The following is a 23,830-nucleotide window of genomic DNA, read 5'->3' as shown; positions in this document are numbered from 1 at the left end:
GTCCTCCTATTTAAACCAAGATCCAATAGATTTAAATGCTTTTCCTGCTTTATCCTTTACATTTTCCCCAAATTTAACTGCTGATTCTGCCATCTTACCGCCAGCTTCTTTAATAGAGTCTCCATATTTAGAACTGATTGCAGCACCTACTACGGCTCCTACTGCTCCACCTACTACTATACCTACTGGCCCACCAAAACTACCAATCATTGCTCCTGCTTTTGCCCCCATCGCAGTAGCAGTTATATCAGTAATAGTTCCAGCAAAAAATCTTCCTGTCTTATTTCCAACTGATTTATCTGCATTATTTGGATCTGTAAATTCTGAGAAATTTGAAACAACCGTGATTCCATTTCCAATAATAGGTATACCTCTCGCGACTCTACTTAATCCTTTTGCTTTTGCTACATTACTCGCAACATCTTTTACACCGAACTTAGCCCTTTCCGTAGAAACACCAATTTGCTTTGCTAAAGTTTCAGCTGCAGTTTTATTCTTGGTGAAGCCTGTAATATGTTTTAAAAAGCTTGCAGGATTAGAATATCCTCTAACAAATCCCGCTGCTTTACGCGCTAAAGGATTGGTTGGAAGTGGACCCTTCTGCATTTTATTTATCATATTTGCAACGGGGTTTTTATAACCTGAAGAAGCTTTCCATGAGTCTTTTGCACGAACCGTAAACGTATAGTTTCTTTTGAATCGATCGGCAAGAGATGGCTTACCGTTTGGATAATGGATGGTTACTTGTCTTGAAAGAACGGTATAGTATCCAGCTACTGCCATCCTTGAAACAACAAACAAATTGTCCCCCCAGTCCATAGAGTCTTTTATTTTACTGAAATATTCTAGTATACTGTGTGCTACATCTGAATACTTTCTATTTTTTAATTCATCGCTCTGTTCTACCGATAATAGTTCCTCTGCGCGTATTAATAATGTTGCGTGTAAATCTTTATACCATTCTTTCTTCTTGAAATCTCCTGAATTGTATTCTGTCATGGAGAACTTACTGGATGACACAGCATTCGTAAGGCTTTCAATATAATTAGTAAAGAGAGATACATCTCCTAATAATGCTGAAATCCCTTGGACTTGCTGCTGATCAAAACGATTTAAATTTTCACTTGTCTTTTTTTCTTGATCTATTCCTTTATTAATGCCATTGATTACTTGAGCATCTGAGATGTTTGGAAGGGAAACAATATCTGAAACTGTATCAGCTGTTTGGTTAATTTCATCAGTAAGATTAACGATATCAGTTCGTAACTTTTGAAGAACTGTAGTCAGTTCATGATCTAAAAAGGATGTATTTACATAAGCGGAGCCGGATGAGTCAAATGCTCTTTCCTCTGACTGATACATATCTAGAAAGGTTAGGATTTGTGTAACGGTTGTTTCATAGAATAAAAGGAGCGGATAATGACTTTCACGGTAAAAAAGCTTAATGGCATCTCCGCCTTCACCCGTTAACGCACTGTCTAGCGAAGCAAGTTCATTTACTTTACTGGTTAATTCTTTCATTTCGTTCAGCTGATTTTCCAAATATTTCCGAAGTGAATCTACCCATGTATCTAAACTTTGGGCATCTAATGCAATCATACCATCCCTCCTATACGAGTATATCCAGCAGCAGTTTCATCTGTCTTTTTAACTGTATCAATTAAGGAGTCTGTTTTATTAAGTTGTTCACCTAACATGGATTGATAATTTATTACTGCATCGTTTAAATTTTTCATCAATGTAAGCATTTCATTAAGAGATTCAAGTTTATTTCTTCCAAGTTCCGCAGTAGGCAGATCTGTACTTACAGTCTGTAATGCTGATCTCGTATTTGATATGGCTGTATGAACGGTAGAAAATTCAATTTTTATTTCTTTACCCATTGGCAGCTAACTCCTTACTTTGACTTTCCAACTGCGAAAGTCTAGCTCGTTGACTTGAAACTTGTGATTGTAACGATTGTATCTCACTTTTAAGTTCAGATATCTTGTTTGCAAGCGACTCTTTCAATTGTGAATATTGAATATTTATAAGTTCATTTAACGGTGTTGCCATGGATTCTTCTCGTATACCTTCAAATTCCTGAGCATTACTACCCATCCAGTTTTCAGAATGAAGCTCAGGCTTTTTTATTAGACGAGAATAGTTTTGAAGGTCATCTTCTAGAGGAGCAAGCTGACTTTCACACCGTTGTAATCTTTCCAACTGTTCTTGTTTAACCATAGCTGCGTGATTCAGATGACTAATTGCTGTATGAACAGATGAAATTTCTGAAGAGAGCAGTTCCATTTCCAACTTTGTTGCCTCCTTATTAAAGCATCCCTGAAATTTTACCTAATTTTGTAATTCGAGTAAATGAAAACAAAGTCATGTTTCCCGGGCACCACAAATGACATACATAAATCATTTTACCTATAAATGCTTTTTTTGTAGTTCTAATGCATTATTTAACATATCCCCTTTTTTTCCATAATTTGAAACCTTTTCTTATATCATTTAAAACGCATTTAATAATAAAAATAAAAGGTGAGCATTTAGCTCACCTTTTATCCAAATTACATAGTCGAACACCTATACAATCTCATTTATTATACTCAAACTCTTCCTTCAAAACGCCCATAACAATCGTGTCATAGTATTTACCATTGATATAAGCATCATTCCTGAGTCGTCCTTCAATCACAAAACCGCACTTCTCATAGGCACGGATCGCGCGTTCGTTACCACTCCATGTATCCAATTGCACGCGTTTTAAATTCATCGTATGAAATAGGTAGTGAAGCAAAGCTTTTAATGCATCGGTTCCATATCCTTTGCCCCAAAGCTCTTTCTCACCGATTCCTATTCCTACTACACACCGACGTGAGATTATATCTAGGCTGCGGTATCCGATCGAACCAATGTGACGCGCGTCTCCCCCTTTTGTGTAAATCGAGAATTCTCCTACTTCACGTTTATCAATCGTACGAATATCTTTTTCATAGCTTGCTTCAATCTGTTCAAGCGGCACATGACTGTATCGATAATAACCAGAGCCCGCATCAAATGTAGCGGTCTCTTCATCATTTCGCCAGTGGTAAGTTCGCTTATGATCTTCAAGTGAAACGGGCCGTAACTCTACTTTTTTTCCTGATATCATAGTGGTGATCCCTTCTTTCAGTTCGTAATCTATTAAAATACGCCTTATAAAAACCACAGACTCGTACCATTGGCATCACGCCTCTCACAAGTATTTGTTTATTTTACAAACGCCTTAATCTTCGGAAAAAGCTTTACCGCTGTGTTGTAAAAAACATCTTCATGATGCTCTTCAGGAATGATTTCTTTTATAAAGTCAATATACGGCTGTACGGGCACAAGTGGCCAGTCTGTTCCGAACAAAAACTTTTCGTAGTTATCCGTGAACGTTAAGGCATGGCGCAAGTGATTAAAGAAGCGTGGTGAATCTTTGTATCTTGCAATATCTTCTTTTGTTCCTACAACGAGCCCTGACAGATCGGCATACATATTACGATTCTTGTAAACAACTTCTGCTCCATCTAATGTCCATGGATCGCCGAAATGCGCCATCATAAAATTTACGTCTCTGTGCATAACCGCTACTTCATCTAGCGTTAGGGGATGAGAGTATTTCAACAAACCGCGCTCTGAATAAGTATCACCTGTGTGAAAAACAACTGGCAATCCGTATTTAGCAGCTAGCTTATAAACCGGCTGATACACCTCATCATACGCATAGTACGGGTAATAACCGAGGTAAATTTTAATACCAACAACTTCTGGAAGCTGAACCGTTTCTTCAAGCTGTATCAATTCACTTTCACCTAAATGATACGGATTGATGCCAGCACAATACACGACGTTTTCAGGTACCTGCTTATCCAGATCAATCCCCATTGGAGTTGGAGCTAGAGGGTCAGGAAAACCCTCTACCTCTTTTTCTGTTAATCCCATCGCGATGCCAAGCACAACGCCAGATTCTCGGTACTCTTTGATAATTCCTTCATACGAATAGTCAAGTTTAGAAAGGTTTATTGCCGTATGTTTAAAGCTTTCAATGTTTGAAAAATGCATGTGTGCATCGATAATTTTCATGAGTTTGCCCTTTCTAGCTGAATTTTATTTTCTTCAGATCTTCTAAAGCTGTATCTGGAATAACTTTATCATTGAATACATAAAACACAGGGGAAGTGAATTGCTTAGCACCGTGCTTAAGGTTCATCTTTTCTGAGTACCCAAGCTCAATGACTTCTAAATTGATATAAGAATCAACTTGTGTAGCGTTTTGGTCCGCTACAATTTGAAGCTTGTTTTCATGATCATCAGATCCGTAAATTACGCTACGTTCAACAGTCATTTCCTGCTCACCTTTCGCACCAGAAACCATGGTCCAATCCCCATTTTCAGCCTGGAAGCTTCCCCAGCTCTTCGCAGGCTCTGTTCCTGGATTTAAAAAGCATCCTGTGTAAAAGTTCTTACCATCCAAGTAACTCTTCATGTTCTGGACAATTTCCGTTGTATGGCAGAGCACCGGAACTCCTGGCAGCATCAAGAAGTATTTATGAATCTGAATCCCTTTATACGTCTCGTGTTTTTTGTAGATGGTAGAGACTTTGAGACCTTTCCACACATTCCCTTTGCTATCTTCCTTTTCTACAAAGTCAACAGTGCTTTCCTCTTTTAATAAGGAATGAAGACTCGTGCCTGTCAGAAGGCCTGCGATTCCGCCGAACCAAGGATTCCACCACGATTTAGGTGTCGGCTTTGGAAACGGTGAATCCATCCACTCTTGATCTTTGTATTGAAGAGAGAACAATGATGGTGCGAACTGTGCTGAAGCAGAAATCTTCATTTCTCCATTATCTACGGTATACACTTCGAGACCTTCTTTTATCGACTTTTCCAACTGAACGGGTGTATTCTTCATCACAAAAGCGGCTGATTGCCGTGTAATATGAACAGCACCTAAATTCATTTTGGAAGTTAATACATGTACCCCTCTATCGTCAGGTAATTCAATATCAAACTCGGCCTGTGTTAACTCTTCATCTGAAGCGAATAGGTGACTCTGCAGAATCTCATCGTCTAACTTCATTTCAATAAACCCGTTAAAAAACGAAGACTTATAATCTCTCACAACAGCTTTGCAGTCACCATTATCAACAAAAGGATTTCCCCTGTTAACCGATACGTTCATATGATTGGTCAAACTGGCTGGTTTATCATTCTTTTGCGTCGCAAATTCTCTGAATGATTGCCAATCACGGAAAGCACCAATTGTCATCGTGATTGGTTTTGTCGCAACTGTTTCTTGAGAAGCAATCTTGCCTAACTTATTTTCAAAATACATGAACCAACCGGAAAAATTCACCTTCCCTTCTCTCGGCCATGAGATGCCTCTAGGGTTATCATTTCCACGAAGAAAAAGCCAGTTTTCCGTAATTTTACTAGGATCCCAATAGGATAAACCAGATCCCATTGAATCATTGAGTTCAACGTATCTTCCCTCGTAAGGCAATACACCCTTGTCTAACATCGGACACATAATCGGTGTATTCAGCCATACTTCTGCGGCAGATTCTACATCGCTAATATTTGTTACTTCATCGTATCTTTCTACTAGACCTTCACCGTACAATTTCACAACAGTTGCAAGCTGCAATTCTGGAAACGCTTGTGATTGAAAAGTTGCTCTTAATCCTGAGTAACCATCTTCCTCCAATGGTTCAATTTTTTCTGGACGAAGTCGCGTAATTTCCTCAGAGAAAGGTTTGCCCAGTTGAGGCACCATGAAAGCCAATTTATAATCCACATCACCTTTACCAGGTGCGATCCAGTTATTGAACTTATCTAGTCTTATTGAATATTGCCCGTTGCATACGTGATAAAAATCATCACACTCACCAGCAAATTTAGCTCCAATTCCCTGCAGTGCTACACCTAGCTTTTTCGTAAAAGTAACGATATCTCCATTAATTTTAGTTGCCGAGACTTTAATGTCAGCCGAGTAAAATCCGTGTTTTACTAGCGTGAAAGGAACAGATACCGATTGCTTTCCTTTCGGTGCTAGTGTAACACTCACCTTACGATCTTGAATGGTAGCCAATTCTGATGACGGAAGTTCAAAGCTAAACGTTACTTGTTCATCAAAGTTATTTTCAAAGTTAAAATAAAGATGAGAAGAACTACCAACAAAACTAAGGTTACCTGGCGTGTTACAGCTTAACTTAACGGGATACTTAGGACGAATACCTACTCTAAATTCCGCTTTCTTCCCATTGATTAGTAATTGAGAAGTAACAGCTGGGTGCGTTCTCCATACACTTTGATCTTCAATAATCGGATTTACCATAAAAGGAATCTCAATCTCTTCTTCCTTTTGAACAGTGATTTTTTTTGAAGTAGCAAACTGAATGTTCTTATCGTCCACACCTTGAATCTCTACGGTTAATGGCTTACCTGTTTTATTCGTCATGTGGTATCGAATCTTGTATTCAGAGCCAAAAACAAGATTAAAGTGTTCAACAGTTGCTGAGATTTTATAGTCATCTGTTTCAATGTAGCGAAGCCCTCTTCCGAAACGCTCGAATTGCATCTTCAAGTTACCCAGAGTCTCGTGATTCCAAGCATACTCATAATAATGAAATTCATTTTCGTTGATACCATCCGGGATGGTTTCAATGGTACGTGTACTGTTTTCATACCATTTTCCATCCGTAAAATAATCCAAAACCGCTTCTGTTTGCATCACAGAAGGCATGAAGTTCATAAGGTGTGTCGTGTCATCCCGATCTTCCCAGAAAAAGCCACATTTTTTATACAACGGCACTGCCTTCGTGTTCCCTGGCCATGTATAGAGATCCAAACGTGGCCACTTCATTTCAACCGCTTTTTGTAGCGCTTTTAGTACAAGCTTTTTGCCGATCTTCTTACCATGATAATCTCCTCTAACATTTAACAACGGAATGTAGAGTGCTCCTTCATCTTCCCGATATTCGCCCAGACTGCAGTAGCCGACGACTTTGTCTCCATCGAGTGCGAGATATAAATGGAGGTTTGATGAGTTCGATTCTTTCTTCAATACTTGATCTTCCGTCATGATTGAGTTTCCGCCGCCCCAGCCATCTTGGCTCTTATTCCACATTTCAGCGACTGCTGCTGCATAGCTCGGATCATATTCTACTATCGTAATCTGATCGGTAATGTGCGTATTCAATACTTCCATTTTTTCTAACCTCCGCTTTTTCAATATTCAATATCGTACCCTTGTTCGTTCTACTCAGCTTCTTCAAAATAAAAAGCCACCCAGAAATAAATGGGTGACTTTTAGGTACAAAAATACATAAAAAGGCCCCAGAATGTATACACATCCTGAGGCTCTGATTCACGTATCAATGGTTAGATCGAGTTCTCAAAAAGAAGGTTGTGTATTGGACAATATAAAGTTGATTGTGTAGTGTCTAAAAAGTTAATCATGTCCAACGCCTCCTTATCTTGAAATTTTTTCCTTACCTCTTGTATTGTAAAATATATGGATGTAAAAGTAAATATAATTTTCCGAATATTTATATTTATTTATTACGCTAAGATATTCGCTAAAGCTAAGCCAATGATTAATAATCCTGCTCCTTTATTAATGGTAGCTAAGTGCGGCTGAATACTTTTTGTTAACAGGCTTACCACTATGCTTAAGAACATCCACCAACAGGTAGCACCGATAAACACACCGCTTATTAAGAACATTCCAATTTGTAATGACATCTGACTCTCACCAAATCCTAGTCCTGCAAACATTGCCGTAAAATTTAATATCGTTACAGGATTTGTAATCATTAAGAAGAACGTAGAGAAAAACATCATCAACTTGCTTTCCCCTGCTAACTGAGCGGCTTGATTTGGTACTTTCTTCAAGAATGTTTTCACCCCTAGGTAGAGTAAAAAGATGGTACCCAATATTTTAAGTAACATTTCGTATTGGATCAATAATGATGACACTGAAAAGCCTAATACTGCAATGCTTGCATAAACAATGTTAGCTGTAACTGCTCCAAATCCAGTTAAAAATCCCGCCGACTTCCCTTGTGAGAGTGTTCTTTGTATACAAAGCAGACCGATTGGCCCAACTGGAGCGGATATAGAAAAACCTAGAATGATACTCTTTAGTAATAACATTAAAAACTCACTATCCAATCATTAAACGTATAAGTGAAACAACACCGAACAAACCTATGATAATTCCTGATATAACATTAATCATAACCATGTGCTTCTGATTCATCCTTTTACTCATTATGCTCACTGTAAAGGTTAAAAAGATCCACCAAGCAGCTGATCCGCAAAAAATTCCAACTATCAAAGTGATGGAAGAGGTAGCTATTGTGTGAGTGTTAACGATCCCTAACCCAGTGAATATGCCTGCAAAAGATAGTATGGTCATGGGGTTCGTTAATGTTTGTAGAAAGGTTGTAAAAAAGGCGGAAGAAAGACTACTCTTTTGTGGCGTCCCATTAATAGGTATCGCTTTAGATGTTAAGATTTTAAGACCTAAATAGAAAAGGAACACCCCTCCAATAAGTTGAATCCACGATTGTTGGCTTATTATAAATTGAGAAACCATCGTAAGACCAAGCCCAGCAATCAAACCATAAAGTAAATCTGCACATGCGGCCCCCAATCCAGATACAATTCCCACTACACGACCTTGCGTTAATGTGCGCTGGATGCATAATACACCGATTGGTCCAACTGGAGCCGCTATTGAGATTCCCAGTATTAAGCCTTTTATAAAAAGTCCGGAAAGCACCTTTTATTCACCTGAAAAAACATGCGGTTGTATAGGAACTTCGATCGACTCTTTTGTCGTATCCATCACAATCGTTGTTTTGGTACGAACAACCCCTGTTAGTCCTTTTAATTCATAGCTAATAATTCGATCTAAATCCTTCGTGTTTCGAGATCGAATTTTTAATAAGTAATCATCTTCTCCCGCGATATGATGACATTCCATCACTTCTATTAACTCTTCAATACGTGCTAAGAATGGAGCGCGATGCTCTGGACGTTCCAGTGAAACCGCAACAAAAGCTGTGAGTTCACTTCCCACTTTATCAGCTTCAATTCTTGCACCAAATCCCTTGATCACACCATTTTCCATCAAGCGGTTTACGCGTTCAGAGGTCGCTGGTGCGGATAGACCTACCTGAGTAGCTAAGTCTGCCCATTTCATTCTTCCGTTCTTCTGTAACAGTTCTATTAATTTCTTATCAAACGTATCCATAGCACAAAACCTTCATTTCGTATTATTTTAGTCTATATTACTTTCAAAAATAAATAAAATCAATAATTTTTATTAATAAAAAAAGAACCCCAATGCAGAAGAGGTTCTCTAGCAATCTATCCATTTAAAATGCAGCATGAATAAATCACTCAAATACTTGCCTTAATTCAATCTGACCTTCTCCATTTCCTTGTGGATCAGGCATCTTCATCGCCCATTCAACGGCTTCTTCCCTAGATTCCACATCGATCAGAATAAATCCAGCGATCAATTCCTTCGTTTCCGTAAAAGGCCCGTCCGTAACCACTGGTTTTTCTCCTGGGTGCAGATAAGAAATTCGCATACCATTTGAACTTGGATGCAATCCTTTAGCAAGAACTCGAACGCCAGCTTTAACTAATTCTTCATTGTACTTTCGCATCGCTTCATTAAGCTCTTCATTTGGACGGTTACCACCTTCCGAATTTTTTGAAGCTTTAACAATCAGCATGAATAGCATAGCCATTTCCTCCTTGTATGTAGAAGCTATTTTTTCTTCTTTTAAGTATACAACGAACGGAAATCATCAAAATCGACAACCCACTAAAGAAATTTAAAGAGCTGATCTGGTTAAGTCTTTCCTACGATAAACGCTCAGCACAACTCCAATCAATACAGCGTTTAATAGAATGGGAACTAACCCGTAACTAATAAACGGCAGTGACATACTAGTAAGAGGGAAAAATCCGAACGCCATTCCAATATTACTTACCATTTGAAAAAGTAATAAAGATAAGCTGCCTATGATCAGAAGTTTTCCAAAGTAATCTCTTACATGCTGTGTGGCGATAACCACTCTTGCTAGTATTAATAAAAGGATAAGTATAAGAAAAATCGCTGCTATCCAGCCATAATGATACGTGATGCTAACAAATGCAAAATCAGTGTGTGCTTCAGGTATGAACTGTTGAATACTCTTATTTCCTCCAAACCATCCCGCTTTTGACAGTAACTCTTGAATTTGAAGCACCTGATATCCTGCTCCATCAGCTACTTTTCCAGGATTCAGAAAACCTAGCATTCTATCTTTTATAAAATAAGATTGATAGTTCCAAGAGAAAATACCAATTAATAGTAAAGAACCCATCGTAATCCCTGAAACAACACCTTTTTGACGAGTCGAAAATTTGCTCCACCATAACATGGATAGCACCATGGCAAGATACAAGTAAGTGGTTGCAATACTTGGAATCATAAAGAATAATAACAGCGAAACAAAGAATAATAATATAAATTGATAGACTTTGAAAGTATCTCGATTAAAGGAACACGCCCAGGCAATCATAAAGAATGGAAGTGCAGCAATGCTTTCTATTGTTAGCCCTCCGATTAGTAAGAATGGCTTCCCATTAATCGTACCACTAGAAAAGAAGAGCAAAGATAGTAGCAACAAAATACCTACACCATAAAACACCCATCCCCACCTTACTAACTTTCGATAATCAACAAACATGAGGCCTAAAGCCACAATCATACCAAGGACAACCAATATCATCTTTCTCATTAAAAAGTAATGATTGCTATCATACCCCATAGAGAGTACAGGTAAAAAACCTAGCAAGAGTACAGAAGTCAATAACGCGAGCAAAATCCAATCAATTCTCGGACGATGAATCTTGTTTAACTGAATACCTAGCGTGATCGGACTTCCCATCTGCTCAATCGCTTTTTGTTCGGCATCCACATCAGAGTATCCTTTATTTACCCATCGCATTTTAGTTTCCTTCATATGGTAATTCAACTCAGCAGAAACTTGTTCTTTTGCTTCCTTTGAACTAATCTGACTTGTCACTTCGTTTAGAAACGACTTTCTGCGATTTTCCATTCCGCTCCTCCTATCAACTGCTGTAGAATGACTGATGATTGTTTTTCCTTATGCTCTGCTTGCTTTAATAATCTTTTACCTTTATGTGTTAAATGATAATACTTGGTTTTCTCTTTCAATAGCCATTCAGATTGAACGACTCCTTTACTCTCTAAAGAGTGCAACAATACATAGAGAGATCCTTCATTGTCATCAAATTGTTTTACCCCACGTGCAAGAAGTAAGTTCGCTAACTGATAACCTGTCTTCTCTTCGTTCAACAACTGCAAAATATTTAATACAATCTGTTCCTTATCTTCTTGATTACTCCATTTATTCTGTACGGTTTCGCGATGCTTTTCGGTGAACCTTACATGCGAAAAGGTTTTTTCGTCCATGATTTTCTTTAAGTTCTTTAAACGGTTCTCCATCCCTAACCCTCCAAACATATTTTCAATAGTTCTTTAGCTCGGCGCATTCTTGTTTTGACGTATTGTCACTCACTTCAGTGACTAAAGCGATCTCCTTAATAGGAAGCTCTTCATAATAAAAAAGATAGATAACCTCTCTATATTTAATTTCCAGCTGCATAATTGCATGGATTAAATTCTCATCATCTTCTTTTTGTATGACTTCATGCTCAACGACATCCACCTCAGTTCGATGAAAAGAAGACTCATCATCGGTGGTGATTACTTTATTGTTGTACCAACTTTTCAAAAAGTCCTTACAATGGTTAATGGCAATCCGCCATAGCCATGTTTTAAATTTAGATTTGCCGTTATATGTATGCAGTGCGTTATAGCACTTTACAAAGATATCTTGTGTTAAATCTTCAGCAACGCTTGTATGATTCACATAAGAATAAACGAGCTGCAGCAAGTCTTGTCCGTATTCATTCATGGCTTCGTTTAAAATGTGCTCTTTATCTTCTACAGAACTCACATCAACTAACATGTTTTCCATACCAATTCCCCCCTCTCTTATTATTAGACGACAAACGATGATTGCAAGTTTTTGTTGAACAAAAAAAAACAGCGTCATTATAACGCTGTTTGTTTCTCTATTACCCTTTGAAAGAATATGCTGGCATTCCTTTAACACCTGGCCTTACTTTAAACAATCCACCCGCTTCTGGAAATCTTTCTAGGTTCTCTGCACTTGTGTTTTTCCTAGCTGTCGTTACATACAACTCGTCCATATTTTCTCCGCCAAATGTGCATGATGTAACATTTAATGATGGAATGGGAATAGAAGATAGCTGTTCACCTGTTTCTGGATCCCAACGAGAAACTTGAGCACCACCCCAATGAGCAATCCACAGCATGCCCTCTTCATCAATCGTCATTCCGTCTGGAGCACCTACTCCTTCAGGAAAAGAAATCACTTCTGTTGCGTTTTGGATATGTCCCGTTTGAAGGTCATATTGGAATCTCGTTACTTTTTTCGTTGGTGTATCAATTAGATACATATATGATTGATCAGGCGACCATGCCAAACCATTTGAAATCGTTAAATTTTCTCGCTTCTTTTCCACATGTAGATCGTGACCTAAGCAATAGAGATTGCCTTTTTCAGCTTCTTCACTTAAACTCATCGTTCCTGCCCAAAACCTACCGAACGGATCACACTTCCCATCATTAAAACGGTTTTCAGGAAGTTCATGTTCTGGGTCTACTATAGGCGTAAGTTCTTCGGTATTAAGATTTAGAAAATGGAATCCATCCTGAAGAGCTACGACTACACCTCCTGACTCCCTTGGTACAACCGTTCCTACCATTTGATCAAGTTGAATCTCTCGATTTTGGTGAGAACGTGGATCGTAGACGTTTACCTTTTTATCTAATATGCTGACCCAATACAGAACGCCATGTTCTGAGTCCCAGCAAGGTCCTTCACCTAAAGGGGATTTTGCAGAAAGTACTAACTCTGCTTCACTTTTTAACATGATTTATTCCTCCCTAATCTATGATGTATGTAATATCTATCCTCATTAAAATAACTTTGAACATTAAGTATATCATGAAGTATTTATCACTTTATTAAAAGAATCCAGTTAAGAGTGTATAAGAAGATTTCTTTTATACCGTATAATTCCAGAAATATCATGAGTTGTACATATATCTACAAGTCTACTTCTCGACATTAAACCAACTGAAAAAAGTGACGGACCACCCGTCACTTTCCTCATTTATGCTGTTTCTTTTCCTTCACTCACACGCTTATACTGACTTTCCTGAGTTAATTGATGGGACAGGCTCGATAACGTCGCTCCAACAAGATACGCCTGTTTAATCTTTTCATTCTGTTTTACGGAAGTTACAGACATCTCTTCTGAACTTGCTAGAGTTTCTTGAGAAATGCTTGAAAATTGAATAGCTGCCGTTTCAATTTCAGGCAACGTCACTTTTAACTCTTGAAGAGCAACACTCATTTCACCCATTCGTTCATTGTTGTCTACCACTGAATTCATTAAATATTGAATGAATCCAGTCGTATCCTTCACTTTCTGCACATGTGAGAGATTCGCTTCTCCAAGAAGGCGTGACTCCTGAATCGCCTGTAAAGCTGTTTGGTTCATTTGGTTTACTGTCGCAATGATATCTGCCGCTGCTTTACTCGATTGGTCTGCTAATTTTCCTACCTCATCAGCAACTACTGCAAAACCTCTTCCTGCTTCTCCTGCTCGTGCCGCTTCAATTCGAGCGTTTAATGCTAGCAGTTTTGTTTGTTCCGAAATCTCTTTAATCGTAGAGATGACATTTTGAGAGTGACTCGAGTATGTACCCATCTCATCAATAATCTTGTTTAGTTGGAAGAAACGGTCATGGTTATCATGAATCTCACCAACTAACTTCTCTACTTTTTCTTGACCTGCAACAGCATTATGATTCATAGATAAAAATTCATCCATTACAGTCATCACCGTTTTGTTCAACTCACTCACTTTTTCTTGCATATCTGTGAATAGTCGCACACTGTGCTCTGAGCTTATCGCCGTTTCTTTTGCCCCTGTCATCACATTCTCTATCTTTCTTACAAGTTGTTCGTTATATTGGTTGGCCTCACTGTATGTTAGTTCAAGTTTATTACCTTGAGCAGTTAGTTCCCCTGAAATTTGTTGGATCTGATCATGTATATTTCTAATAAACAACATCATCTGGTTAAAGCTATCAATGAGTCTCTGAATCTCAATATGTCTAGAACGATAATCCACATTATGTTTAAAATCGCCTTTTTGAACACGTTTCATAACTTGGTTGAGCGCCAATAATGGCGAAGTAATGCTTCTGATAACGAAGATAATTACTAATGCAGTTAAAAGAATACTAATGATTACAGCAACAGTTATAAAGTTTCTGAGTTCATAAACGGGTTGCATGTAACTTTCTGTTTCCACAGCTATCACATAGATTCCATTCAGCTCTTGGATCTGTTTCATTGCTAGTGTGTAAGGCTTATCCTGGATATACGTGTGAAGAACACCGTTTTCTAGCTCACTGATATTCTTCATACCACCTGAGGATAAAGCAACTGGCTTTTTACCGCTTGTCTTATACGGAATCACCGTACCATTTTGTAGTAAGAAAATAGTTGCTTTCATATCATCTTGTTGAAGGCCCACATATTGTGAATTGATACTTTCAGCCACACGCTGATTAAACATTTCTTCATCTCTTATAAAACTAAATTTAAGATTCTTTGCAATGTCATATGTAGTTTCTGTTTCACGTTCTAAACGATTTTCAATAATTGTTTTAGTAGTTTCAGATGCCTTGTTATAACTAAAAAGACCTACGATCGAAATGGTTAAGATAAATAACGATAGCATCATCAATAATAGCTTTGTCTGTAAATGAAGCTTTAATTTCTGTGATGTAATTCGTTTCAGTTGTTCAGAAATCTTTACACTCTTAATCTTTGAACGCATTTGTTGAAAAACCTTCTTCAAACTTGCCACCCCTTTTGTCTATGTATAGAAATTATTACAATATTTACTAAGGAGTGGTGTAAAGGTTTGGTTAAGAGTTTGTAAAGGTCTAAATACCCATACGAAAAATCATTTCTATGCCATATTCCCCATTATAGTTTTCACCTTCATGGATGAATCCCGCTTTTCTGTAAAGAGATATTGCGGCATCGTTCGTTTCATGAACGGTTAATATAATTTCATTCTTATCTTTGTACTGCTGTTTCACAATATTCGGTAGTAGTATCAGAGAATCGAGCCCAAATCCTCTTTTCTGAAATCTGACATCGATTGAAAATGATTTTAATAAAATGGCCTGCTTATTATTCGTATAAATATTACCTGACTGATCTGTGTATAAAGCAAACCAACCTACAAGTTGTTGATCAAAATAAATAACAAAAGGCTGATTGAAGATATCACTTTGAAACGTTTTCAGTACCTCGTCAGGCATAGACGTAAATAATGATTGTTCTGGTGGTAAACAGTACTCCATTGCAACCTGAAAATCCTTACTCTCATACATTCTAATTTTCACGAATCGGCCTCCGTTCTTGAAATGATTGAAACAAGGAATTCACTATTAAATAAAGAATACACTGTTATGTAGTGGATGAGAGGAACGGTGGAGGATGAAAAAGAAGCTGATTTTAGCTGCTGTTTTATTAATAGGATTTGTTTCTGTTTTAACGATCTTCTTTAAAGATTCAGCTCCAACTTCAAGTACCAAGGGACCAACATCCAAAAATGACGCAATCATTTATTCTGGAGAAAATGACTACTGGCGAGCAAGGTTCTCTGTAGATAAAACAAATTCACTTAAGCTCACACATATTGACGATAAAAACAATCTGCCGAAAGAACTAACGTTCACGCTTAGTTCAGCTTATAGTCAAGAAAAAAAACAAACAGAGATTGGCAAATATACCTTTTCAATAAATCAGTTTCCAAACCAAATAAGCTTAACTTTTGATGGGGAAGTTCATCGTCTAAAAGAAAATAAAAAACTCGTATTAAAGATTACTGGTAAAGATCATTATCAATTTTTTAACCTTTATAAAGAAGAGTAAATTATTTATTCTTTATCTCTTCTAGCAGAGCAATCATTTTTTCATTCTGTAAAATAACGGTTTCATTTTGCTTACGGATTTTTGCAGCGTCGAACAAAAATACGATTAATATTATAAAAATAAAAAACTCCATAAATAATAGTCACCTCTTTGTATGAAATAACTAAATATTAACATATATATGTATCAGTTTTTTAGGAGAGATAAAAATGAAGAACCAGACTTTATTTACAAATCCACCTACTTTAGAAAGTAACGATATTAAGCTAATTCCTTTAGAATTGGAACACTCTTTACCACTATTTCAAATTAATCACTCTGAAAATTGGGCTTATATGTTAACTACAATCAACACACAACAGGAAATGGATGACTGGGTCAATAATGCGATACAACATCGTGAAGAAGGTTTAGCTCTACCATTTGCTATTGTGAACAAGAGAAACGAGAAAATTGTAGGTACTACTCGTCTTTACGAAATAAATCCTACTCAACGTTCGTGTGAGTTAGGCTCCACTTGGTACGGAAAAGATTATCAGCGTACATTCGTAAACGCTTCATGTAAGCAACTGCTTCTAACGTTCTGCTTTGAAACTTTAGATTTTATTCGTGTGCAATTTAAAACTGACGAGCGAAATGAGCGCTCACAAAAAGCGATTGAACGATTAGGTGCTGTGAAAGAGGGACTTATTAGGAATGAACGCATTCTCTCAAATGGCTATATTCGCAATGCCGTTTTGTATTCCATTACAAAAGAAGATTGGAAAACAGTAAAACAAGGTTTTATTGAGAGGGAAAATCGATATATTCCTAAACAGTAAAATCAAACTTCTTTAATAGAAATCGTTTTCTTTCAAACAAAATGTAGTAAGTCAGTAAGTGAATCACCTCTTTCTCTATACCATGTAAGGTGGTCATTGAGAAGTTCAGGCTGATTTTTTAAAATCTGTATCGTTCTTTTTACAAAATTCCAATTTAAACAGCCCGATAGCCACAATAATGAAGATAATCTTACTTTTTCAGATCGTAGAATATCTCTATCTATTTGATACCCTTTCAGAAATGCTGCTGCTACCTCTGAAGACATCTTTCGAGAATGGATGCCATTCGTTCTCGAGTACCACTTAATTAACCATGCTAATCCCTCGATTCGATCGGTATATCCAATAGACTCAAAATCAACAAATCCTTTAATTCTTTCTTCGGCATCCCAAAGCACATTAAGGGGATTTAAATCTGATTGAACAATAAAATCCAATTTTCTAGTGCTTGCGTTCTCCAAATGAAATTTACACATCTCTAAATAGTATTTCATTTGATGAGAATGTTGTATCGACAATTCAACGTTTAATATTTTTTTATTGAGTTGGTCATAAAATGATGTATAGCCAACGGTATGAGACGTCTTACTAAAAATATCTGATGTGTACTGACTAGCTTTCTCGTGAAATTCCCAAGCAGCTCGTCCGAATTTTTCTGCACTTGTACCAACATAACTTGTTATATGATGACCCTCAATCCATTCAAAAAGGACAAATCGATATATGATATGCTCAATCTCAACAGTCGTGAACAATTCTCCTTCTATTGTTGTTCGTAACTTCATAAATGGTATTTCGTGCTTATTAAGGAATAGACAAAAATTTAATTGTTCTAATAAAACATCATTAGTAAGCTCACCAAATTCCTGGTTGGGTGAACGATCATTCGGAAGAAAACGAGCAGCAAACAACCTGCCATTGATCCTAACTTTGTAATGAAGATCTTTGTGCCAACTCGTTTTGTGCAGTTCTTCTTCTATGGATATCCCATTAATTCCATTAAAATATTTTAGTAAAATCTTTGTTAAAATTGTTTTCAATTAAAATTTTCTCCTTTAATCATTTTTATGACCCTTCAAAATTATTATTTTAAGCGTTTACTTTGTAATTTATAAGATTTACCTCTTTCTTTTTACCTCTCACACCAGTTATTGTAAAGAAAGAGATTATAGCGGAATGAATGAGGTGGATTTCATGATTAACGAAAACATATGTAGACTTCTTGAAAAAGAACTCGTTGTTGCACTTGGGTGCACAGAACCTGTTGCAATCGCTCTCGCATCAGCTACTGCCAAAAAATATATTAGTGAACCGGTAACATCAATCTCTGTCAAAGCGAGCGGAAATGTTATCAAGAACGCTTTATCTGTAGGGATTCCCGGCATGAATCATACAGGTATCGATTTTACAGCGGCTCTCGGTATGATTGCAGGAGATCCGTCGAAAGGACTTCAAGTACTTGAAGGTGTTACGCGTAATGAGGAAGATAAAGCTATTGATTTAGTCCAGAGAGGCATTGTTTCAGTTGCAACTGCAGACGGTCCTGAAAAATTATATATTAAAGTCGAAGTGAAAACCGCAACAGAGAAAGCGACTGTTGTGATCTCTGGTGACCATACGAACATAAGCTTTATCTCTCAAAACGGAAAAGTGTTAGTAGATGAATCGCGGCCAGGTTCGTCCTCAAGTTCTAAAAAAGCTGATAATCCTGAGTTAACGATCGAAGACCTTTATACGTTCATTACTGAAGTTCCACTTCATCGATTGGATCTTGTTAAACGAAGTGTCGAATTGAATTCTGCAATCTGTAAAGAAGGCCTTTCAAATGACTATGGTTTAAGAGTCGGTAAAACGTTATACGACCAAACAAAAAAGGGTATTCTTTCAGATGACTTAGCTACGTATAGTATGGCGTTATCTGCTGCAGGGTCTGACGCACGAATGGCTGGTTCGACTATGCCGGTAATGGCAAATTCGGGCAGCGGAAATCAAGGGATCGCGGTTACGATGCCTGTTGTTGCGGCTGCAGAAAAACTAGGTGTAACTGAAGAAAAGATGTTACGAGCCGTGACATTGAGCCACCTTCTATCGATTCATATGAAATCAAAATTCGGCCGATTGTCTGCACTTTGCGGTGTGACCGTCGCAGGTGCGAGTGCATCTGCAGCTATCACCTACTTACTTGATGACAATTTAGAAAAAATGAAAGCTGCTATACAGAATACACTAGGCAACGTAAGTGGAATGGTTTGTGACGGGGCGAAAGCCGGATGTGCCATGAAAGTGGCGACATGTTCAAGTGCAGCTGTTCAATCTGCGGTATTAGCATCGAACGGATTGTGTATTCCTTCGACAAACGGATTTATTGAAGAAGATGTGGAAAAGACGATTGAGAATTTCTGCAGATTAGGCGCTGAGACATCAAGTATGACTGATTCTGTACTTCTGGATATGATGGTGAATAAACAACGTTAAGCTCAGAAATGAATGCGCATATAATTGAAAAGAGCTGATCATCACATCAGCTCTTTGTTGTTTATTCAGTTACTGGTTGGTTTGACGAAATTTCCTCATGATCCGTGTTTTGATCGATCGGTTCTTTTTTTATACGACTGTTCCCTACCGATAAAGCAACAAAAATTCCAATTCCGATAAAGATAAGTCCCGTTAAGAATACGCTTGAGAATGAAGTTGACCACACGTCTTTAATCGTTTCAATGACAGGTTTTTTTAAATCAGTCGGAAGTGGCAACAAATCAGGATTGATTAAGATACCAAACATCGCATCTGTCTTCTTCCCGATCTCTTCAAGCGCTTTTCCAAGAATCGGGTTCGAAGCACCGTTTGCTGCTTCACTTATCTTATCTGTGAGTGAATGGTTCATTACTGCATTTAAGATCGTGATCCCGATCGTTCCTCCGATCGAACGGAAGAATGTAGAAGCAGACGTAACCTCCCCGAGCTGTGATTTTGGAAACTCGTTTTGCACCGCAATCATTAAAGTTGGCATAACAAGACCCATTCCAAACCCGAGAATAACCATATAAGCGTATGCTGTAAATTCATTAGAATCAACACCCATCGTACTCATTAAAAAGAACCCAACAGCTGTGATCACCATGCCAGATGTTAGAACTGTTCTGAATTTAAGTCTCAATAATAAGCGGCCACCGATTATGCTTGCTGTGATTAGCGCAATCATCATAGGCGTCATCGTTGATCCTGCTTTTGTCGGACTTACACCTAATATTCCTTGCATGTACATGGGAACGAACATGATAGCTCCAAACATACCTAAACCAAGCAAGAATCCTAAAATATTTGTTGTTGCAAACACTCTATTCTTAAAGAGTGACAGATTTAAGATAGGTTCTACAGCACGTTTTTCAATCGTGATAAATAATGCTAATAATACAATGACTCCACCAAACAACAAATAGCTTGTTGTAGACTCCCATTCAAATTTATCTCCGCCAAACGTAAGTCCTAATAAAAGCAATACAACGGCTGGAACCAGTGTAAAAATACCAAAATAATCGATATTTACTTTACTTGTCGCTGCTCTGATCGATTCATTCTTCATTCCGATTACGATCATTGCTGTAGAAATGATTCCAAAAGGTACATTGATCAAGAAAATCCAGTGCCAGCTAATATGATCGACCATAAGTCCACCGATAAAAGGACCGATTACAGAACTCAATCCATAGATCGCACCAAATACACCTTGCCACTTTGCACGCTGTTCAGCTGTAAAGATATCACCGATAATCGTTTGAGATAGAGGCATGATCATTCCTCCACCAATTCCTTGTATCCCACGGTAAATGATAAGTTCTTCCATAGAATTTGCTGTTCCACAAAGTGCAGATCCTAGTATAAAAATAAAGTTTCCTAATAAATATAGCTTCCTGCGTCCGTAAAGGTCAGAAAGTTTACCTACGATTAGTACAACCGTTGTTGATGTGATTAAATAGGCAGTTGTCACCCAAGCAAAGATAGAAAACCCGTTTAGATCCGCAATAATCGTTGGCATCGCGGTACCAACAATCGTTTGTTCCAAGGCACTAAAAAACATACCAATGATCAAACCGGCCAATATCAATTTCGTGTTTAATGGCTTTTGCGTTGTCTCCATGTTCATCTTTCTCCTTATAAGCTGGACGTAAGCGTTTATCCCCGTCCAGGCTTTAAAATTCGTTTTATATGGTCACTATTTCGTTCACAAACTATATCCTTCACATGATTAAGTATTGCCCGTAGTTCGACTTCAAAGGCTTCTTTGTTAGTCATGAGTTGCACTTTCAATTATATAAATGCTACCGCTGAGTTATAACTACTCATTATACATCTATCATATGACCACTTAGTCACGATTACCATTAGTTAGTATACTTGGGTCATGACCAGTCAGTCAAATGAAAAATTCAAACTTTTATTCTTGCTATTTGTGTTAAAATTATCCATATAGATAATCAAGCAGAGGGGTTTAAACTTACGTGGAGCACAAGCAAATAATAGGCGAGGGTAGTACCGCTAGGGTCATTATCTTTTCTCCTAACGAAGTTGTTAAGCTTTTTCATGGTCACATATCTGATGATTTTATCGAGCATGAGTATAAGGTCAATAAAATGATCAACCAGTTAAGGCTTTCGGTTCCTGAGGTTAGGTGTAGTAAACCGATTTTTGGAAAAAGAGCGCTGATATATAAAAGGGTCGAGGGTACCACGTTAACGAGTTTATTAGAATCTCAACCTAGAAAAGCACTTCATCACTTGAGGAGGATGGCGACTCTTCAAGCAAGTGTTCATGAAAAGGAACTACCTACTCTTCCCACACAATTTGATGTGTTGAAACAAAAGATTTCTTCAGTAAAAGAACTAACTCAAGATCAAAAGAAAAGAATTCTTGAAGAGTTAGAAAAACTCCCTAAAGGCAAATCTCTGTGTCACGGTGATTTTCATCCTGACAATATTTTAATCACAAAGGATAATGCTGTAATCATTGACTGGGTTGATGCTACATGTGGCAACCGTATGGCAGACTTAGCTCGAACCCTCCTTATCTTGCGTTACGGCGGATTGCAAGATCGCACATCTTTTCTAAATTTTAGAACTACTTTATATGTACGAAAACTTTTAGCTATGTATTATAGAAAAAGTTATACTAGACATTACCAGTTCTCCTTAAAAACGTTAGAGAGTTGGATGATTCCGATAGCGGCAGCACGATTAAGTGAAAATCTTCCTGATTTCGAGAAAAAGTTATTGTTATCAATTATTAAGAGGAATAAAGGTATGAATAAGTAATTAAACGTTATGAAACCTCTGCCTCACTAAAAACGTTGTTAGTAGATAACAAATGAAGTAAAGGAGAATTACATATGATATATGAAATGACAGTTCAAGTTCGTGTATCGAACATGAAAGATGGTCAAAAATATTATGAAACTCTGTTGAACCGTGCACCTGATTTCACTCCACATGATGGGTTTGCTGAATGGGAACTGCTTCCTAACTGCTGGCTGCAAGTTGCTGAGGGAACACCCACTGTTGGAAATGGACCTCTTCGTTTAGGTGTTGTTGATCTCCATGCTGAGCGAAAACGATTAATGGATGTTTTACATATTGAAGAGTTTGAAATTTTTGAACGTGTCGAAGTTCCTGTTAAATGGGCTACGTTTTCCGATCCTTGGGGAAACCGCTTAGGATTATTTGAATATAAAGATTCAGAAGCCTTGAACGAAAAGCTTCGACAGGTAGTTAGGAGATAGTTATGAGAGTCATCATTTCATCAGTAATATCGGTACTTTGTGGAGCACTGTTCTTTTTTGCTATTCCAGGTGGGAATCCATTTAAGCTTGATCTACAAGGTGTGTTATTCGGTCTATTCTTTGGGATTGTTACAGCACTTCCCTTTTTTCTTTTTTGCACATTGCCCATTGCATTTATTATTGAATCTTCTAAAGATAGAATGAGGTTAAAATTTAGGTTTCATCTTCTTTTATATGTAGCACTAAGTATTGTTTTTCTTTTGATATACCGTTTCACTCTCTTCTATTGGGCTAAGTTTGAAGGACTGAATACGTTTGCTGTGTTTGGTTATGGGATCACTTGCTCGATTGGTTTTTGTTTAAGTTATGCTTTATTCCGACCAAGAAAAAAACGTGATCCGAAAGAGCCTAAAAAGCCTTCAGGGCCATCTGACGCAAGAAGATACAGAAGTAAAAGTACTATTTAAGGGAGAGGAACGCGGGGATGAAGAAAAAAAGAATCCGATGGACCTTATTTGGATTTGCCCTCCTACTCTTATTGATTAATTGGGTATTTCCATTCTCACCTCTCAGCCTAAAAAAATCCATTCGTTATGGTGGAGATCAAATACTCGTAGATGATTATAGATCGGAATTAAAAACATTCAAAATGGAGTATGAAACTCGTCTCAAACAACAAAGGAAAGATGAATTCATTAAAGACTTAACCACGAATGATGTTGAATATCTATTACAAATGTATGAACTTCCTTGGTTGGTCAACAAAGATTCAATAACCATCACCAAGAAAACCTTAACTGATATGGAGTTTGAGGTTAAGGAAGCAAAAGAAACACTCATCAATCTCGCGTTTCAAGAGGAATATTCAGAAAGTACTAAGGAATATTTGCACAGCCTATTAACGCAAACATTAAGTCTTGAAAAAGAAATCGATGAACTAAAACACCATTCGAGTCTTCATCCACGAAGTATGATTGATTTGCAACTACGAAATCTGCATGTTCATTTTATCTCAAATTTCCGGATGCTCTCTACTTTCTATCAGGAACATCTAAGGTCAAAAAAAGAAGCTTGAG

The 23,830-nt window shown here is 37.5% G+C and carries 24 protein-coding genes and 1 pseudogene; 7 read left to right on the top strand and 18 right to left on the bottom strand.

Annotated features, from left to right (window positions below; all coding sequences use genetic code 11):
• Window positions 1-6 precede the first annotated feature (6 nt).
• The 16 genes and pseudogenes from IHV10_RS02330 to IHV10_RS02255 all read right to left on the bottom strand — a co-directional run bounded on the left by IHV10_RS02330 (window position 7) and on the right by IHV10_RS02255 (window position 15,628).
• Entirely contained in the window at window positions 7-1,599 is a 1,593-nt protein-coding gene (locus IHV10_RS02330) for a ribonuclease YeeF family protein (RefSeq protein ID WP_197127145.1), read from the bottom strand.
• Entirely contained in the window at window positions 1,596-1,883 is a 288-nt protein-coding gene (locus tag IHV10_RS02325) for a DUF5344 family protein (protein WP_137790260.1), read from the bottom strand. The genes IHV10_RS02330 and IHV10_RS02325 overlap by 4 nt, the downstream gene beginning before the upstream one ends.
• Window positions 1,876-2,289 (bottom strand): YwqH-like family protein, encoded by a 414-nt coding sequence (locus IHV10_RS02320; RefSeq protein ID WP_231619443.1) that lies wholly within the window; start codon window positions 2,287-2,289, stop codon window positions 1,876-1,878. Before IHV10_RS02320 ends, IHV10_RS02325 begins: the two co-directional genes overlap by 8 nt.
• A gap of 292 nt (window positions 2,290-2,581) precedes the next feature.
• On the bottom strand, window positions 2,582-3,139 hold the full coding sequence (locus IHV10_RS02315) for a GNAT family N-acetyltransferase (protein ID WP_197127143.1): 558 nt from the start codon (window positions 3,137-3,139) through the stop codon (window positions 2,582-2,584).
• Between the two features lie 98 nt (window positions 3,140-3,237).
• Window positions 3,238-4,095 (bottom strand): amidohydrolase family protein, encoded by an 858-nt coding sequence (locus tag IHV10_RS02310; RefSeq protein WP_197127142.1) that lies wholly within the window; start codon window positions 4,093-4,095, stop codon window positions 3,238-3,240.
• 13 nt (window positions 4,096-4,108) lie between these two features.
• Window positions 4,109-7,225: a GNAT family N-acetyltransferase gene (locus tag IHV10_RS02305; RefSeq protein ID WP_197127141.1), complete on the bottom strand. Its 3,117-nt coding sequence runs from the start codon at window positions 7,223-7,225 to the stop codon at window positions 4,109-4,111.
• A 353-nt stretch (window positions 7,226-7,578) separates the two neighbouring features.
• A complete protein-coding gene (locus tag IHV10_RS02300; protein WP_197127140.1) occupies window positions 7,579-8,172 on the bottom strand; it encodes a LysE family translocator in 594 nt (197 codons plus the stop codon).
• A gap of 10 nt (window positions 8,173-8,182) precedes the next feature.
• Window positions 8,183-8,803, bottom strand: a complete 621-nt coding sequence (locus tag IHV10_RS02295) for a LysE family translocator (RefSeq protein ID WP_197127139.1) — start codon at window positions 8,801-8,803, stop codon at window positions 8,183-8,185.
• Between the two features lie 3 nt (window positions 8,804-8,806).
• On the bottom strand, window positions 8,807-9,277 hold the full coding sequence (locus tag IHV10_RS02290) for an Lrp/AsnC family transcriptional regulator (protein WP_197127138.1): 471 nt from the start codon (window positions 9,275-9,277) through the stop codon (window positions 8,807-8,809).
• A 145-nt stretch (window positions 9,278-9,422) separates the two neighbouring features.
• Window positions 9,423-9,776 carry a YciI family protein gene (locus IHV10_RS02285; protein WP_197127137.1) on the bottom strand — a complete coding sequence of 118 codons (354 nt, stop codon included), beginning with the start codon at window positions 9,774-9,776 and terminating at the stop codon, window positions 9,423-9,425.
• A gap of 93 nt (window positions 9,777-9,869) precedes the next feature.
• Window positions 9,870-11,141, bottom strand: coding sequence for an FtsW/RodA/SpoVE family cell cycle protein (locus IHV10_RS02280; RefSeq protein ID WP_197127136.1), 1,272 nt, complete (start codon window positions 11,139-11,141; stop codon window positions 9,870-9,872).
• Entirely contained in the window at window positions 11,114-11,551 is a 438-nt protein-coding gene (locus tag IHV10_RS02275; protein WP_197127135.1) for a PadR family transcriptional regulator, read from the bottom strand. Before IHV10_RS02275 ends, IHV10_RS02280 begins: the two co-directional genes overlap by 28 nt.
• Window positions 11,552-11,553: 2 nt before the next feature.
• Window positions 11,554-12,086, bottom strand: a pseudogene (locus IHV10_RS02270) (sigma-70 family RNA polymerase sigma factor).
• Between the two features lie 100 nt (window positions 12,087-12,186).
• A complete protein-coding gene (locus IHV10_RS02265) occupies window positions 12,187-13,068 on the bottom strand; it encodes an SMP-30/gluconolactonase/LRE family protein (RefSeq protein WP_197127134.1) in 882 nt (293 codons plus the stop codon).
• A gap of 243 nt (window positions 13,069-13,311) precedes the next feature.
• Window positions 13,312-15,072 carry a methyl-accepting chemotaxis protein gene (locus IHV10_RS02260; RefSeq protein ID WP_197127133.1) on the bottom strand — a complete coding sequence of 587 codons (1,761 nt, stop codon included), beginning with the start codon at window positions 15,070-15,072 and terminating at the stop codon, window positions 13,312-13,314.
• An 88-nt stretch (window positions 15,073-15,160) separates the two neighbouring features.
• Window positions 15,161-15,628 (bottom strand): GNAT family N-acetyltransferase, encoded by a 468-nt coding sequence (locus IHV10_RS02255; protein WP_197127132.1) that lies wholly within the window; start codon window positions 15,626-15,628, stop codon window positions 15,161-15,163.
• A 94-nt stretch (window positions 15,629-15,722) separates the two neighbouring features.
• Here IHV10_RS02255 and IHV10_RS02250 point away from each other — a divergent pair, with 94 nt between their 5' ends.
• Both IHV10_RS02250 and IHV10_RS02245 read left to right on the top strand, forming a co-directional pair.
• Window positions 15,723-16,160: a hypothetical protein gene (locus IHV10_RS02250; RefSeq protein ID WP_197127131.1), complete on the top strand. Its 438-nt coding sequence runs from the start codon at window positions 15,723-15,725 to the stop codon at window positions 16,158-16,160.
• Between the two features lie 209 nt (window positions 16,161-16,369).
• The gene (locus IHV10_RS02245) at window positions 16,370-16,981 is read left to right on the top strand and encodes a GNAT family N-acetyltransferase (protein ID WP_197127130.1); all 612 of its coding nucleotides are present in this window, start codon (window positions 16,370-16,372) and stop codon (window positions 16,979-16,981) included.
• 32 nt (window positions 16,982-17,013) lie between these two features.
• Here IHV10_RS02245 and IHV10_RS02240 read toward each other — a convergent pair whose 3' ends face one another.
• Window positions 17,014-18,021, bottom strand: coding sequence for a phosphotransferase (locus tag IHV10_RS02240; protein WP_197127129.1), 1,008 nt, complete (start codon window positions 18,019-18,021; stop codon window positions 17,014-17,016).
• Window positions 18,022-18,175: 154 nt separating this feature from the next.
• Here IHV10_RS02240 and IHV10_RS02235 point away from each other — a divergent pair, with 154 nt between their 5' ends.
• Complete coding sequence (locus IHV10_RS02235) at window positions 18,176-19,456, top strand: serine dehydratase subunit alpha family protein (protein WP_197127128.1); 1,281 nt, start codon at window positions 18,176-18,178, stop codon at window positions 19,454-19,456.
• A 61-nt stretch (window positions 19,457-19,517) separates the two neighbouring features.
• Here the strand turns inward: IHV10_RS02235 and IHV10_RS02230 are convergent, their stop codons facing one another.
• Window positions 19,518-21,119: an MDR family MFS transporter gene (locus IHV10_RS02230; RefSeq protein ID WP_197127127.1), complete on the bottom strand. Its 1,602-nt coding sequence runs from the start codon at window positions 21,117-21,119 to the stop codon at window positions 19,518-19,520.
• Between the two features lie 361 nt (window positions 21,120-21,480).
• On the opposite strand from IHV10_RS02230, the gene IHV10_RS02225 reads away from it, so the two are divergent.
• From IHV10_RS02225 to IHV10_RS02210, 4 genes are all read left to right on the top strand, one after another.
• Window positions 21,481-22,290, top strand: a complete 810-nt coding sequence (locus IHV10_RS02225; RefSeq protein WP_197127126.1) for a phosphotransferase — start codon at window positions 21,481-21,483, stop codon at window positions 22,288-22,290.
• 74 nt (window positions 22,291-22,364) lie between these two features.
• Window positions 22,365-22,754 (top strand): VOC family protein, encoded by a 390-nt coding sequence (locus IHV10_RS02220; protein WP_197127125.1) that lies wholly within the window; start codon window positions 22,365-22,367, stop codon window positions 22,752-22,754.
• Between the two features lie 2 nt (window positions 22,755-22,756).
• Window positions 22,757-23,221 carry a hypothetical protein gene (locus IHV10_RS02215; protein WP_197127124.1) on the top strand — a complete coding sequence of 155 codons (465 nt, stop codon included), beginning with the start codon at window positions 22,757-22,759 and terminating at the stop codon, window positions 23,219-23,221.
• 17 nt (window positions 23,222-23,238) lie between these two features.
• Window positions 23,239-23,829 (top strand): hypothetical protein, encoded by a 591-nt coding sequence (locus IHV10_RS02210; protein WP_197127123.1) that lies wholly within the window; start codon window positions 23,239-23,241, stop codon window positions 23,827-23,829.
• The last annotated feature ends 1 nt before the right edge of the window (window position 23,830 follow it).

It is taken from the genome of Fictibacillus sp. 5RED26 (genome assembly GCF_015903895.1).
Classification (GTDB): domain Bacteria; phylum Bacillota; class Bacilli; order Bacillales; family Fictibacillaceae; genus Fictibacillus; species Fictibacillus phosphorivorans.
The sequence above is the reverse complement of the archived record's forward strand: the minus strand, read 5'-3'. Positions and strand labels throughout refer to the sequence as shown.

Coding starts and splice junctions, on each gene's coding strand:
- IHV10_RS02330 (WP_197127145.1), bottom strand. CDS start 1,599: ATGATTGCATTAGATGCCCAAAGTTTAGATACATGGGTAGATTCACTT.
- IHV10_RS02325 (WP_137790260.1), bottom strand. CDS start 1,883: ATGGGTAAAGAAATAAAAATTGAATTTTCTACCGTTCATACAGCCATA.
- IHV10_RS02320 (WP_231619443.1), bottom strand. CDS start 2,289: ATGGAACTGCTCTCTTCAGAAATTTCATCTGTTCATACAGCAATTAGT.
- IHV10_RS02315 (WP_197127143.1), bottom strand. CDS start 3,139: ATGATATCAGGAAAAAAAGTAGAGTTACGGCCCGTTTCACTTGAAGAT.
- IHV10_RS02310 (WP_197127142.1), bottom strand. CDS start 4,095: ATGAAAATTATCGATGCACACATGCATTTTTCAAACATTGAAAGCTTT.
- IHV10_RS02305 (WP_197127141.1), bottom strand. CDS start 7,225: ATGGAAGTATTGAATACGCACATTACCGATCAGATTACGATAGTAGAA.
- IHV10_RS02300 (WP_197127140.1), bottom strand. CDS start 8,172: ATGTTATTACTAAAGAGTATCATTCTAGGTTTTTCTATATCCGCTCCA.
- IHV10_RS02290 (WP_197127138.1), bottom strand. CDS start 9,277: ATGGATACGTTTGATAAGAAATTAATAGAACTGTTACAGAAGAACGGA.
- IHV10_RS02285 (WP_197127137.1), bottom strand. CDS start 9,776: ATGCTATTCATGCTGATTGTTAAAGCTTCAAAAAATTCGGAAGGTGGT.
- IHV10_RS02280 (WP_197127136.1), bottom strand. CDS start 11,141: ATGGAAAATCGCAGAAAGTCGTTTCTAAACGAAGTGACAAGTCAGATT.
- IHV10_RS02275 (WP_197127135.1), bottom strand. CDS start 11,551: ATGGAGAACCGTTTAAAGAACTTAAAGAAAATCATGGACGAAAAAACC.
- IHV10_RS02265 (WP_197127134.1), bottom strand. CDS start 13,068: ATGTTAAAAAGTGAAGCAGAGTTAGTACTTTCTGCAAAATCCCCTTTA.
- IHV10_RS02250 (WP_197127131.1), top strand. CDS start 15,723: ATGAAAAAGAAGCTGATTTTAGCTGCTGTTTTATTAATAGGATTTGTT.
- IHV10_RS02245 (WP_197127130.1), top strand. CDS start 16,370: ATGAAGAACCAGACTTTATTTACAAATCCACCTACTTTAGAAAGTAAC.
- IHV10_RS02235 (WP_197127128.1), top strand. CDS start 18,176: ATGATTAACGAAAACATATGTAGACTTCTTGAAAAAGAACTCGTTGTT.
- IHV10_RS02230 (WP_197127127.1), bottom strand. CDS start 21,119: ATGGAGACAACGCAAAAGCCATTAAACACGAAATTGATATTGGCCGGT.
- IHV10_RS02220 (WP_197127125.1), top strand. CDS start 22,365: ATGATATATGAAATGACAGTTCAAGTTCGTGTATCGAACATGAAAGAT.
- IHV10_RS02215 (WP_197127124.1), top strand. CDS start 22,757: ATGAGAGTCATCATTTCATCAGTAATATCGGTACTTTGTGGAGCACTG.
- IHV10_RS02210 (WP_197127123.1), top strand. CDS start 23,239: ATGAAGAAAAAAAGAATCCGATGGACCTTATTTGGATTTGCCCTCCTA.